The organism is Aliiroseovarius sp. (assembly GCF_965228805.1).
GTDB lineage: Bacteria > Pseudomonadota > Alphaproteobacteria > Rhodobacterales > Rhodobacteraceae > JASBTN01.
This window is the reverse complement of record NZ_CBDDIE010000001.1, coordinates 112,253-125,539: the sequence shown is the minus strand read 5'-3', so window position 1 is coordinate 125,539 and position 13,287 is coordinate 112,253. Positions and strand designations below refer to the sequence as shown.

Below are 13,287 nucleotides of genomic sequence, written 5' to 3'. Positions count from 1 at the left end.
CGGGGTCGGTCATGCGGATCTCCACCGATCGTATCATCATCGTGGGCGCCGGGATGGGCGCGCTTTATGCCGCGCTGAAACTGGCGCCCCGGCCCGTGGTGATGATCTCGCCCGAACCGCTTGGCGACGGGGCGAGCTCCGCCTGGGCGCAAGGCGGCGTGGCGGCGGCGATGGATGCGGCGGACAGCCCGAAGAACCACGCCGAGGATACGGTCAGCGCCGGCGCCGGCACGGTGGACGCTGAGGTCGCCGCCATGGTCACCGACGAGGCGCGCCGCCATATCCTCGACCTCACGCGCCTGGGCACCCCCTTTGACCGGACCGAGGACGGCGGCTACGTGCTGTCACGCGAGGCCGCCCACAGCTTCGCCCGCGTGGTGCGCGTAAAGGGCGACCAGGCCGGCGCCGAGATCATGGCCGCCCTGATCGACCAGGTGCGCCAGACCCCGTCCATTCAGGTGCTGGAAGGCACGCTCGCGACCGACCTGGAGGTCACCGACGGCCGCGTCACCGGCGTCACCCTCTGTGAAAGCGACGAGGGCCGATCCGCCCCCGTGACCCTCTCCGGCCCGGCTGTTCTGCTGGCCGGTGGCGGCTCCGGCGGGCTCTATGCGCTCACCACCAACCCGCATCGCATTCGCGGCCAGGTCATCGGCATGGCGGCGCGGGTCGGCGCGGTGATCTCAGACGCCGAGTTCGTGCAATTCCACCCCACCGCCATGGATGTGGGCGAGGACCCCGCGCCGCTCGCCACCGAGGCCCTGCGCGGCGAAGGTGCGGTGCTGATCAACAAGCACGACGAGCGGTTCATGACCGAGGTCCATCCGGACGCCGAGCTTGCCCCCCGCGACGTGGTGGCCCGCGCGATCTTTGCCCAGGTGCAGGCAGGCAACCGCCCTATGCTGGACACCCGCGAAGCGCTCGGCGCGGCGATCAAGACCCAGTTCCCCTCCGTGGCCGACTACTGCGCCCGCAATGGCATCGACCCGGCCCGCGAACCGATCCCGGTCGCCCCGGCGGCCCATTACCACATGGGCGGCATTGCGACGGACACGCAAGGCCGCGCCTCCCTGCCCGGGCTCTGGGTCTGTGGCGAGGCGTCGTCCACGGGGCTGCACGGCGCGAACCGGTTGGCGTCGAACGGCCTGCTGGAGGCGCTGGTTTATGCCCGCATCTGCGCAGACGGGATCGCCGCCGCAACGCCGGAACACACGCAGGCCGCCCCAGTCGCGATCCCCTTCCAACCTGGCGGCACCCCCCCTGCCCCCGAGGCTGTGGACGAACTGCGCCAGTGCATGACCCGCGACGTGGGCGTGGTGCGCGACCGCGCAGGGCTGATCCGCGCCCTGACCACCATCGCCCGGCTGGAGGACGCCCATGGCGACAGCCCGTCCTTCCTGAACATGTGCGCCACCGCCACGCTGATTGCCGCCGGTGCGCTGATGCGCGAAGAAAGCCGCGGCGCCCATGAACGCGCCGATTTCCCCGAGCCCCTGCCCGGCGCAGGCGAACGCTCGCACCAGACATTGACCCAGGCGCAAAAGGTTCGCGCCGTCGTGACCAAGGAATTGACATGAGTTTTGCCTCCCTGCCCGACCTGGTGCTGGAACCGATGGTCCGCAACGCCCTGATGGAAGATCTGGGCAGCTACGGCGACGTGACCACCCGCGCGGTGATCCCGTCTGGCACGACCTACAACGCCCGCCTGAACGCGCGCGAAGATGCCGTTGTGTCGGGTATGCAGATCGCCGCTTTGGCCTTTCGCCTGGTCGATCCGGCGCTGGAGATTGTGACCCATATCGCCGATGGCCAGCCCTGCGCCAAGGGTGACGTGCTGATGGAAATCAAGGGCTCCGCCGCCTCGATCCTGTCGGGCGAGCGTGTGGCGCTGAACTTTGCCGGGCGGCTCACCGGGATTGCCACCAAGACCGCCGGTTTCGTCGCCGCGGCCGCGGGTACGGACACCCGCATCACCTGCACCCGCAAGACCACCCCGGGCCTGCGCATGGCGGAAAAGCTCGCCGTCCTGCACGGTGGTGGCTTCAACCACCGCTATTCCCTGTCCGACGCGATCCTGATCAAGGACAACCACATCGCCGCCGCCGGGGGCGTGCGCGCCGTTCTGGAGGCCACCAAGGCCTCCGCCAGCCACATGATGGCGGTGGAGATCGAGGTCGACCGCCTGGACCAGCTGGCCGAGGTGCTCAAGGTCGGCGGCGCCTCTGTCGTGCTGCTCGACAACATGGACAATGATATGCTGCGGGAAGCCGTGGCGATGGTCGACGGGCGGATGAAGACCGAGGCTTCGGGGAATGTCACGCTGGAGCGGATTGCCTCGATTGCCGCCACTGGGGTGGATTACATCTCGTCTGGTGCGCTGACGCACTCCGCGCGGACTGTGGATTTGGGGTTGGATTTCTAAGAAGAACGCAACCCCCGGCCCCGCGCAGCGGGGCAGCGCCCGACCCTCCCCACGGGAGGGCGCTTTTCCGACGTTTCACCCAGAACAGGCGTATCATTTGATGCGGGCCGGTTGCTCCACAGAACGGTTGCGGGGCGCCCACCCAGGGTCGGGCGCTGCCCCGCTGCTTCCGTTATCGCAGCCCTTCGTTGATGCTCTTCAACACCTTGGACCCCGGACACAGCTCATCCTTGCCCAGCTCATTGAGCGGCGTGGTCGCCAGGTTCAGGGTCTGGGTCAGGTCCGCCTGGTTCGGGTCCAAAAACATCAGCCCGGTCAGGATGCTGCCCTCGTCCCGCGCCTGTTGCATGCGCATCAGCGCGGCGTTGCGGTCGTCGGTCTTCACCCCATCCGCCGCCTTTTGCAGGTGGATCACCGACCCGTCATGCAGGGTCACCGCCTGGGTCGTGCCGGGATCGTAATTGGTGGTGATCTCGTCCCGCATCGGCACGAACTCCACCGGCATGGGCGTCAGATGCTCGCGGGTCTCGGAATAGCTTTTCGTGGACCCGGCATGGTTGTTGAAGGTCACACACGGGCTGACCACGTCGATGAAGGCAAAGCCCTTATGCGCCATGGCCGCGCGGATCAGCGGCTCCAACTGCCCCTTGTCGCCGGAAAAACTGCGCGCAACGAAACTGGCGCCCTGCAGCAGCGCGAGGCTCGCAAGATCGATCCCCTCGAACGGGTTCACCGCCCCGCCCTTGGCCACGGACCCGATATCCGCCGTCGCACTGTCCTGACCCTTGGTGAGCCCGTAACAGCCGTTGTTCGCAACGATATAGGTCATGTTCAGATTGCGGCGCACCAGGTGCACGAACTGCCCCATGCCGATGGACGCCGTATCCCCGTCCCCGGACACGCCGATATAGGTCAGGTCGCGGTTCGCCAAGGACGCCCCCGTCGCCACCGACGGCATGCGCCCGTGGACCGAGTTGAACCCGTGGCTCTTGCCCAAAAAGTACGTCGGCATCTTCGACGAACAGCCGATGCCCGAGACCTTGGCGATCCGGTGCGGCTCGATCGCCGATTTGAAGCACGCATTGCGGATCGCGGCCGAGATACTGTCATGCCCGCAGCCCGCGCAAAGCGTTGAAATCGCACCATCATAATCGGCCACCGTATAGCCGCGCCGGTTCGTCGGCAGGTTCGGGTGGCGGAATTTGGGTTTTACATAAGACATCAGGCTTTCTCCCGCTTCAGAGGCACAACCTTGGCCTTTTTGGTACCGATGGTTTCACGGATCTTGCCCGCAATATGGCGTGCCGTGATCGGCGTGCCCGAGTAGTTAAGCACCGAGATCAGCTTGTCCGGCTCGATCTGGCATTCGTTCATGATCAGCTGGCGCATCTGCCCGTCGCGATTCTGTTCGATCACGAACACCACGTTGTGGTCATGGATGAACTTGTCCATCTCCTGGTGGAACGGGAAGGCGCGAATGCGCATCGTATCAATGGGATAGCCCTCCTCTGCCAGCATCTCGACCGCCTCATAGGCCGGGCTGGCCGAGGTGCCGAAGAACAGCGCGCCGATCTTAAACTTGGTCTTGGGCTTTTTCACCTCGATGGGCGGATGTGTCTTGGGCCGGGGCACATAGGCCTTGGCGGTCTCGAACTTGCGCAAGAGGCGATCCACGTTCTTCACGTAATCCTCGCCGCTTTCGGAATAGACCGCCATCTCGTTCTTGGACGACCCGCGCGTGAAGAACGCGCCCTTCGACGGATGCGTGCCCGGCAGGGTGCGATAGCAGATCCCGTCGCCGTCCACGTCCAGGTAGCGGCCCCATTGCTCGGCCGCGTCCAGCCCGGCGGCGTCCAGCACCTTGCCGCGCTGCATCTCGGTCGCGTCGTCCCACTCCAAGGGCGGCGACATCCAGTCGTTCATGCCCAGGTCCAGGTCGGTCATCAGGATCACCGGGGTCTGCAACTGCTCGGCCAGATCGAAGCTCTGCGCCGACATTTCGAAACATTCCGAAGGGGTTGCGGGGAACAGAAGCACATGTTTCGTATCGCCGTGGCTGGCATAGGCCGCCGCCAACACATCCGATTGCTGGCTGCGCGTGGGCATGCCCGTGGAAGGCCCCGAGCGCTGCACGTTGATCAGCACCACCGGCAGTTCGGCGAAATACGCCAGCCCCAGGAATTCCGACATGAGCGACAGCCCCGGCCCGGAGGTCGCGGTAAAGGCCCGCGCCCCGTTCCAGCCGGCACCGACCACCATGCCCATGGCGGCCAGTTCATCCTCCGCCTGCACGATGGCAAAGTTCTTCTTGCCGGTGCCCGCGTCGATGCGCATGCGTTCGGCGTATTTCGCGAAGGCATCCACCACGGAGGTCGACGGCGTGATCGGATACCAGGCCGCCACGGTCGCCCCGCCATAGATCGCGCCCAGGGCGGCGGCGGTGTTGCCGTTCATCAGGATATGGTCGCTTTCCAGGATATGCGGCGCCAGGTTTACCCCCGCCTCCAACCGGATCGGCAGCGGGCATTGGAGGTTCTCGGTCGCGTATTGATACCCCATCTCAAGCGCATGCACGTTCGAGGAAATGAGCTTCTCCTTGCCCTTGAACTGGTCGTTCAAGAGGTCCTTCAGCACCCGGAAATCAATGTCGATCAGCGCCGCCATGGCGCCGACATAGACCACGTTCTTCAACAGCTGCTGCAGGCGCGGATTGGCATATTCGCGCATGCACATTTCCGTCAGCGGAATGCCGAACATGGTGATGTCGTCACGCTTCAGGTGCGGCGCCAAGGGCTTGGTGTTGTCATAGAGGAAATAGCCCCCCGGCTCGACCGCCGCGATGTCCTTTTCCATCGACTGCGGGTTGACCGAGACCATGAAATCAACCCCGCCGCGCCGGCCCAGATAGCCGTTTTTCGACACCCGCACCTCGTACCAGGTGGGCAAGCCCTGAATGTTCGACGGAAAGATATTGCGCGGGGAGACCGGAATGCCCATGCGAAATATTGCCTTTGCAAACAAGTGGTTGGCAGATGCCGACCCGGTGCCGTTCACGTTCGCGAATTTGACGACGAAATCGTTGATACCTTCGATCTGTTTCATCTCACAGAGCCTCCAGTCCGGGCACAAGCTCCGGGGCCGCCTTGGCGGTGTTATACGTGAACAGTTGCATGTCCCAGGCCGCCGTCGGACAGCGTTCGGCGCAGAGCCCGCAGTGCAGGCAGACGTCCTCGTCCTTGACCAGCACCTTGCCGGTGTTCAGCGTATCCGAGACGTAAAGATCCTGTTCCGGGTTGTCGGCGGGCACCATCAGGCGCGGGCGCAGATCGTCCTCGGGCGCGTTCTCCACGAAGTTGATGCAGCTCGTGGGACAGATATCCGCGCAGGCGTCGCATTCGATGCAATTGGGCGCGGTAAAGACCGTCTGCGCGTCGCAGTTCAGGCAGCGTTCGGCCTGCACGAAGGCGGTTTCCGGGTCAAAGCCCAGCTCGACCTCCAGGTCACGATCCCCCAGCGCCTTTTCCAGCGCCACCAGCGGCACCGCCTCGCGTTTGTCATCCACCGGAATGGAATCGTAACTCCACTCGTGAATGCCCATTTTCTGGCTGATCAGGGTCACATTGGGCGGCGGCCGGTCCTCCAGATCCTGCCCGTTGCAATAAAGGTCGATCGACACCGCCGCCTTGTGGCCATGGGCCACCGCGGTGATGATATTGGCCGGGCCAAAGGCCGCGTCGCCGCCGAAAAAGACCTTCTTGTTGGTCGACTGGAAGGTCTCGTCATCATTGATGATCGGCGTGCCCCAGGAGGTAAAGCGGATCCCTGTTTCCTTCTCGATCCACGGGAAGGCGTTCTCCTGGCCGATGGCGATCAGAACGTCGTCGCATTCCACGTAAACGGGCTCTTCGCCGGTCGAGACCAGCTTGCGCCGCCCGTCCGCGTCATATTGCGCTTCGACCTTGTCGAACTTCATGCCGATCAGCTTGCCGTCCTTGACCACGAATTCCAGCGGCACGTGGTTGTCCAGGATTGGGATGCCCTCGTGGATCGCGTCCTCTTTCTCCCAGGGCGAGGCCTTCATGTCCTCGAACGGCGAGCGCACGATCACCTTGACCTCTTCCCCGCCCAACCGGCGCGAGGTGCGGCAGCAGTCCATCGCCGTGTTGCCGCCGCCCAGCACGATCACCTTCTTGCCGATCTTGGCGGTGTGTTTGAAGGCGACATTTGCCAGCCAATCTAGCCCAACATGGATGTTCTTAGCGCCCTCTTCCCGGCCCGGCAGGTTCGGCAGGTCACGGCCCCTGGGCGCGCCGCAGCCGACGAAGACCGCATCGTAATCCTTGGCCAGCACATCAGCCATGCTATCCACATAAGTGTCGAAATGGGTGTGAATGCCCATGTCCAGCACGTACCCGACCTCTTCCTCCAGCACCTCTTCGGGCAGGCGGAAGCTGGGAATTTCCGAGCGCATGAACCCGCCGCCCTTCGGTTGCGCGTCGTAAAGGTGCAGCTCATACCCCAGCGGCGCCAGGTCGCGCGCCACGGTCAGCGAGGCCGGGCCGCCGCCGATCAGCGCGACCTTCTTGCCATTCGGGGCCCCTGCCCCGGGCAGACGGTCGCGAATGTCATCCTTGTTGTCGGCGGCCACCCGTTTCAGGCGGCAGATCGCGACCGGTTCTTCTTCAACCCGGCCCCGCCTGCAGGCCGGTTCGCAGGGCCGGTCGCAGGTGCGGCCCAAAACGCCCGGAAAGACGTTGCTTTCCCAGTTGATCATATAGGCGTCGGAGTAGCGCTCCTGCGCAATCGCACGGATATAGGCGGGCACCGGCGTATGGGCCGGGCAGGCATATTGGCAATCGACGACCTTGTGGAAATATTCGGGGTTTGTTGTGTTTGTCGGTTTCACGCTGGCAGTCCTTGGCTGGCGGACGTCGCAATGCGACGGCATCCCAATGAGCCTGCAAAAACAGCGCGCTGTAAAGGGTTACTGCATCAATTTCCGGCGTTTTGTGAACTGTTTGCGACACCGTTAGCGCCGGACAGGCGGGGGAGAGCGCTTACCCCGCGGCGCACCTGCGTCGGCGACACCCCGTAGCGTTCGCGAAACAGTTTCGAGAAATGGGTGATCGAGTTGAAGCCGCAGGCGATGCTGACCTCGGTTACGCTGAGTTTCGATTGCAGCAGAAGGTCCTGCGCCCGCTGCAGGCGCAGCTGGTTGTAGAACCGTTTTGGCGGGCAGCCGAGGTATCGGCGAAAGAGCCGCTCCAGCTGGCGCACCGAGATGCCCGCATGATCAGCCAGCGCGGCGGGGCTGACCGGCTCTTCCAGATGCGCCTCCATCAGGTCCAGGACCAGCCGCAGCTTGGCGTGGCGAATGCCGATACGCCCCGGCATGCTGACCCGTGCGCTGCGTTGCAGGAAGCGGATGTCGTGATAGTTCAGCCGCCCCGCCACCAGGTTCGCCAGCCCCTGCCCCTGTTCCCGTGCGATCAGATCCAGGATCAGGTCGATCGAGGCCGTGCCGCCCGCAGTCGAAAACACCGCGCCTTCGGCCAAAAACACCTGGTCGCTCAGCTCGACATCGGGAAAGCTTTCCTGAAACGCATGGCGGTTTTCCCAGTGGATCGTCGCCTTGGCCCGCCTGAGCAACCCGGCCTCCGCCAGCAGATGCGCGGCAGTGCAGAGCCCGCCGATCTGGGCTCCGCGCCGGTGCTGGCGCCTCAGCCACGCCATCAGCGTCGGGCTGGCCTGCGCTTGCACATTCGCGCCGCTGACCAACAGCAGAATCTCGCGTCGGCCAATATCACGCAACGGCCCGTCCACCGGCATCTCGGCCCCAAGCGAGCTTGCCACCGGCCCGCCATCCACGCTGAGCACCTGCCAGGCAAAAGGCGGCCGCTCCTGCCCGCGATTGGCCACGCGCAGGGTTTCCAGCGCGGATATCAGCGACAGGGCGCTGTAATCCGGCACCAGGATGAAGACGAATGTCAGCGGACTTGTGCCCTGTCCCGTGCCCTGATCCATATCCCTGCCCTTGCCTTCGGGGTTGGTCGCTGGACCCTACCCCGCGCGTGCGCCGCCGTGGCACAAGATTTTTGCGGCCTTTGCCCCGCTTTTTTTTGCATGTCTTGTTGGGGCGGGCGGCCTAGGCTCCATCGAAACCCGATCGTCATCAGAGTGGACACCGATGAGCCAGATAACCGACGCCCTGCTGGAAGACATCCGCAGCCGTTTTGCCCAAGTCGACCATTGCCCCGAACAGGGCCCGCGCATCTTCTTCGAAAACGCAGGCGGCGCGCTGACGCTGAACGCGGTGCTGGACAGCTCCGCGCGCCACGCCGCGATTCCTGACAACCAGGGTCGCGACAACCCCGGGGCGCACGCGCTTGTGGCAACGATCAACAAGGCCAAGGCGGACATGGCGGAGTTCATGAACGCCCCCGGCGGGCAGTTCTTTGTTGGTGAAAGCGGCACCGAGCTGCTGTTTCGCCTGATCATGAACGCTTGTCTGGCAGCGGGCGAAGGCGTGGTTCTGGGATCGACCCTGGAACACCCGGCCACCCGATCCGCCTGTGACCGCTGGGCCCGCATCGCCGGTCAGCGCCACGTTCTGATTCCCCATGACGACGCCACCGGCACCGTGACGGCCGAGGCTTACGCCGCCGCCGTCACCCCCGACACCAAGGTCGCGACGATCCTGCACACCTCGCCGGTCACCGGCATGGGGGTGGACGTGGGCGCCGTGTCCAAGGCGATCCGCGCGGTTGCGCCCGATTGTCTGATCATCGTCGACGGGATCCAGCACGCGGCCCATGGGCGCATCGACCTGACCGAGTACGATGTCGACGGCTATGTGATCTCGCCCTACAAGGTCTTCTCGCGCCACGGTTATGGCGTGGCCTGGATTTCCGACCGGCTGACCCATGTCGAACACAACGCGCTGATCGATGGCCCCGCCGAGAATTGGGAGATGGGCACGCGTGACACCGGCGCCTATGCCACCATGTCCGAGGTCGTGAGCTACTTTGAATGGCTGGGCAGCCAGGTCAGCGACGCCACCGACCGACGCGGCAAGTTCCTGGCCGCGGGCGAAGCGATCCACGCCCAGGAAAAGGCCCTGACCGACGCGATGATCCACGGCACCGGCAACCTGCCGGGCCTGGCCGAACTGCCCGGCGTCACCATCCTGGGCGGTGTGGACAACCCCGCGCGCGAGGGGCTGGTCTCGCTGGTGGTGGACAGCGTAGCCTCGGTGGATGTGGTCAAGCAGCTCAACAATCAGGGCATCCGCACCCATCTGCGCAAGGCGGACCACTATTCCGGCAATATCCTCTCGCCTCTCGGGCTGGACAGCTGTGTACGTGTCTCCATGTGCCACTATAATTCCACAGGCGAGGTCGCCCAATTCCTCGCCGCCATGAAAGAGATCGCCGCCTGAGGCGGGACAGGAAGGACGAACCATGAAAACCCACGCACAGGCCGTTGTGATCGGTGGCGGGCTTGCCGGCACCTCGATCCTCTATCACCTGGCCAAACTCGGCTGGACGGATTCGATCCTGTTGGAACGGGACGAGCTGACCTCCGGCTCCACCTGGCATGCCGCCGCGAACATCCACGGGCTGCATGACAACAACAACATCACCCGCATCCAGCACTATACGATGAACCTCTACAAGGAGCTGGAGCAGGAGACGGGCCAGAGCTGCGGCGTGTTCCAGCCCGGCAGCCTGTACCTGGCCCAAACGGAAGAGCGCGAACATCAGCTGCGCCTGCAGGAGGCGAAAGCGCGGTTCTATGGTCTGAACTTCCACGAAGTCAGCCGCGAACAGGCGCAAGAACTGCACCCGCTGGCGCAGTTCGATGACGTGCGCTGCATCATGTTCGAACCCGATGGCGGCAATGTGGACCCCTCCGGCGTGCCCCATGCCTATGCCGCCGGTGCCCGCGCCATGGGGGCCACCATCGAACGGTTCTGCCCGGTCATTGGCACCGAACAGCAGCCCGACGGCAGCTGGATCGTGCGCACCACCAAGGGCGATATTCACACGCAATGGGTGGTCAATGCTGCGGGCCTCTGGGGGCGTGAAGTGGCCGCGATGGCGGGTCTGACCCTGCCGTTGCAGCCGACCGAGCATCAGTATTTCGTCACCGAAACCATTGACGAGGTCGCCAACCTGGGCCGCCGCCTGCCCTCCATCGCCGACCGCGATGGCGAATATTACTTCCGCCAGGAAGGCAACGGGCTCTTGATCGGCGCCTATGAGAAGGAGATGAAGTTCTGGGCCGAGGACGGCACGCCGCTCGACTTCGCCCATGACCTTTTCCCCGATGACCTCGACCGGATCATGGAAAACGTCATCCGCGCCACCGAACGTGTGCCGGTCGCCGCCACGGCGGGCGTCAAACGCGTGATCAACGGGCCGATGATCTGGTCGCCCGACTCCAACATGCTCTGGGGTCCGGTGCCGGAGTTGAAGAACTACTTCCTGATCGGCGGGCTGATCCCGGGCTTCTCGCAATCCGGTGGCCTGGGCCTTCTGGCCGCGCAATGGATGATCGAAGGCGAGCCGCAATACGACATGTTCGCCTGGGATCTCGCCCGTTTCGGCGACTGGGCCGACAAGGCATTCACCAAGGCGCGGGTCAAGGACAGCTATGTCCACCGCTTCAAGATCCACTTCCCCAACGAGGAACGCAGCGCAGGCCGCCCCGCCCGCGTGCGCCCGGCCTATGAGATGCAAAAGGACATGGGCGCGGTCTTCGGCCTGAACTGCGGCTGGGAACACCCGCTCTGGTTCGCGGACGCGCCGGGCACCGAGGAAACCATCGGTTTCACCCGCCAGAACTGGTTCGACCCGGTGGGCCGCGAAGTGAACATGCTGCGCGAGGCCGTGGGCGTGATCGATATCTCCAACTTCGCCAATTACGTGGTGAAGGGGCCGGGCGCTTATGACTGGCTCGACAAACTGGTCGCGAACCGTGTGCCCACCGTCATTGGCCGCTCCTGCCTGACGCCGCTCATCTCCGTGCGCGGCGGGGTTGCGGGGGATTTCACCATCACCAAGCTGGCGGATGACGAATACATGATGATCGGCTCGGGCATGGCCGAACGCTATCACCAGCGCTTCTTCCAGATGGTCGACCTGCCCGAGGGCACGACGCTGGAGATTGCCACCGACAAGATCGCCGGGTTCAACATCGCCGGGCCGAAATCCCGCGCCGCATTGGCCACACTCACGGACGCCGACCTGTCGAACGAGGCGTTCCGCTTCATGCGCTCGCAGAAGATCACCGTCGCGGGGGTGGATTGCACCGCCATCCGCGTCAGCTTTACCGGCGACCTGGGGTGGGAGCTGCACTGTGCCGAGGCCGACCAGGTCACGCTCTACACCGCGCTGATTGATGCGGCCAAGGCCCAGGGCGGCGGGCCTGTTGGGGGCCGTGCGCTGGGGTCGCTCAGGATCGAGAAAGGCTATGGCTCCTGGGGTCGCGAATACAGCCAGGAATACTGGCCGCAGGAGCTGGGGCTGGACGGTCTGATCAAGCTCGACAAGGATTTCCTGCACAAGGAGGCCTACCTGGCCGTCAAGGACAACGACCCGCGCGAGGTGCTGGCGCTGTTTGAACTGGATGTCACCGAAGATGCCGACGCCACCGGCGGCGAGCCGATCTTTGCCGAGGGTGGCACCCCCGTCGGCCGCGTGACCTCCGGCGCCTATGGCTATTCGGTCGGCAAGTCGCTGGCGGTGGGCTTTCGCGACCCGAAGGCGGCGCAGCCGGGCGATACGGTCGAGATCATGGTGCTGGGCAAACCCCACAGGGCCCGCATCCTGGCCGAGGCGCCTTTTGACCCCTCCGGTGCCCGCCTGCGCGGCACTGACCAGACGGCCCAGCTGACCCCGGCGTAATCCAGGCCTGAAAAGAAAAACCAATGCCGCCCTGCCCCGCGCCGGGCGGCGTTCTCACGCCTGACGCATCCAGTCGTCCTGCGCCTTGGCCGCCGTGCGCAGCCATTCCAGGAACAGTTTCACGGTCGGGGTAACGGATTTTTCCTTCACTCGCAGGCAATAGACCCAGGGGCTGTCGACCCTGACCCCGAAGGGTTCCACCAGCAAACCGCGCGCCAGGTAATTATGCGCCAGCGAGCGGGGCGCGGCGACACAGCCCAGCCCCTGCACCGCCATTTCCAACGCCAGGTTTGTGGCGCTGGTGCTGGGCCCCGCGTTCAGGTCGATCTCGGCCAGGTCCAGGGCGCGGGTCATCAGCTTCCAATACTCCAACCGCCCCAGGATATGGATCAGACCAGCGTCATAAAGCTGCTCGGGCCGTGTCACCGGCTCGCCCTTTACCCGGTAGTCCGGCGCGCAGAGCACCGTCAAATCCTCGGCCCAGAGCCGGGTCAGATCCGGGGTAATATCATCCACATGGTTGATCGAAATCGAGATGTCCGAGACGTTTTCCTCCACATCCGTCCAGATCGTGCCATGCACCGTCAGGTCGATGCCCGGGTGCGCCTCACTAAACCCACGGATCACCTCGGGCAGCCAATAGGCGGCCAGGCTGATTGGGCAGGACACCACCACTTCGCGCTTGTGGGTCTGGGCGATCAGCGACTGCGTGGCGCGGTCGATTTCCTGCAACGCATGGCGCACCGAGGGTAGATAGGCCTCGCCCACATCGGTCAGCGATAGCGACCGGGGGTGACGCACGAACAGCGGGCGACCAATGAAATCCTCCAACGATCTCACGTGGTTACTGACCGCCGACTGGGTACAGTTCAGCTCCACCGCGGCATTGGTAAAGCTCATGTGGCGGGCCGAGGCCTCGAAGCTACGCAGGAAGGTCAGGTGGGGCAGATGCATGGC

At 64.6% G+C, this 13,287-nt stretch carries 9 protein-coding genes; 4 read left to right on the top strand and 5 right to left on the bottom strand.

Annotated features, from left to right (window positions below; genetic code table 11):
* Window positions 1–11 precede the first annotated feature (11 nt).
* The gene (locus tag ACO07D_RS00535; protein ID WP_421700977.1) at window positions 12–1,577 is read left to right on the top strand and encodes an L-aspartate oxidase; all 1,566 of its coding nucleotides are present in this window, start codon (window positions 12–14) and stop codon (window positions 1,575–1,577) included.
* Entirely contained in the window at window positions 1,574–2,422 is an 849-nt protein-coding gene (nadC, locus tag ACO07D_RS00530) for a carboxylating nicotinate-nucleotide diphosphorylase (RefSeq protein WP_421700976.1), read from the top strand. Before ACO07D_RS00535 ends, nadC begins: the two co-directional genes overlap by 4 nt.
* A gap of 172 nt (window positions 2,423–2,594) precedes the next feature.
* Here the strand turns inward: nadC and ACO07D_RS00525 are convergent, their stop codons facing one another.
* The 4 genes from ACO07D_RS00525 to ACO07D_RS00510 form a co-directional block, all read right to left on the bottom strand.
* Window positions 2,595–3,644: a 2-oxoacid:ferredoxin oxidoreductase subunit beta gene (locus ACO07D_RS00525; RefSeq protein WP_421700975.1), complete on the bottom strand. Its 1,050-nt coding sequence runs from the start codon at window positions 3,642–3,644 to the stop codon at window positions 2,595–2,597.
* Entirely contained in the window at window positions 3,644–5,524 is a 1,881-nt protein-coding gene (locus ACO07D_RS00520) for a 2-oxoacid:acceptor oxidoreductase subunit alpha (protein ID WP_421700974.1), read from the bottom strand. Before ACO07D_RS00520 ends, ACO07D_RS00525 begins: the two co-directional genes overlap by 1 nt.
* A 1-nt stretch (window position 5,525) precedes the next feature.
* Window positions 5,526–7,328: an FAD-dependent oxidoreductase gene (locus ACO07D_RS00515; protein ID WP_421700973.1), complete on the bottom strand. Its 1,803-nt coding sequence runs from the start codon at window positions 7,326–7,328 to the stop codon at window positions 5,526–5,528.
* A gap of 86 nt (window positions 7,329–7,414) precedes the next feature.
* A complete protein-coding gene (locus ACO07D_RS00510) occupies window positions 7,415–8,446 on the bottom strand; it encodes a GlxA family transcriptional regulator (RefSeq protein ID WP_421700972.1) in 1,032 nt (343 codons plus the stop codon).
* Between the two features lie 163 nt (window positions 8,447–8,609).
* Between ACO07D_RS00510 and ACO07D_RS00505 the strand changes: the two genes are divergently transcribed.
* Complete coding sequence (locus ACO07D_RS00505; RefSeq protein ID WP_421700971.1) at window positions 8,610–9,860, top strand: aminotransferase class V-fold PLP-dependent enzyme; 1,251 nt, start codon at window positions 8,610–8,612, stop codon at window positions 9,858–9,860.
* A 22-nt stretch (window positions 9,861–9,882) separates the two neighbouring features.
* Entirely contained in the window at window positions 9,883–12,330 is a 2,448-nt protein-coding gene (locus ACO07D_RS00500; protein WP_421700970.1) for a GcvT family protein, read from the top strand.
* Window positions 12,331–12,384: 54 nt separating this feature from the next.
* Here ACO07D_RS00500 and ACO07D_RS00495 read toward each other — a convergent pair whose 3' ends face one another.
* Entirely contained in the window at window positions 12,385–13,284 is a 900-nt protein-coding gene (locus ACO07D_RS00495) for a LysR substrate-binding domain-containing protein (RefSeq protein WP_421700969.1), read from the bottom strand.
* Window positions 13,285–13,287 lie beyond the last annotated feature (3 nt).

Bases quoted from the DNA above. Each gene is read 5' to 3' on its own strand.
- ACO07D_RS00525 (WP_421700975.1), bottom strand. From the start codon at position 3,644: ATGTCTTATGTAAAACCCAAATTCCGCCACCCGAACCTGCCGACGAAC.
- ACO07D_RS00495 (WP_421700969.1), bottom strand. From the start codon at position 13,284: ATGCATCTGCCCCACCTGACCTTCCTGCGTAGCTTCGAGGCCTCGGCC.
- ACO07D_RS00510 (WP_421700972.1), bottom strand. From the start codon at position 8,446: ATGGATCAGGGCACGGGACAGGGCACAAGTCCGCTGACATTCGTCTTC.
- ACO07D_RS00500 (WP_421700970.1), top strand. From the start codon at position 9,883: ATGAAAACCCACGCACAGGCCGTTGTGATCGGTGGCGGGCTTGCCGGC.
- nadC (WP_421700976.1), top strand. From the start codon at position 1,574: ATGAGTTTTGCCTCCCTGCCCGACCTGGTGCTGGAACCGATGGTCCGC.
- ACO07D_RS00505 (WP_421700971.1), top strand. From the start codon at position 8,610: ATGAGCCAGATAACCGACGCCCTGCTGGAAGACATCCGCAGCCGTTTT.
- ACO07D_RS00520 (WP_421700974.1), bottom strand. From the start codon at position 5,524: ATGAAACAGATCGAAGGTATCAACGATTTCGTCGTCAAATTCGCGAAC.
- ACO07D_RS00535 (WP_421700977.1), top strand. From the start codon at position 12: ATGCGGATCTCCACCGATCGTATCATCATCGTGGGCGCCGGGATGGGC.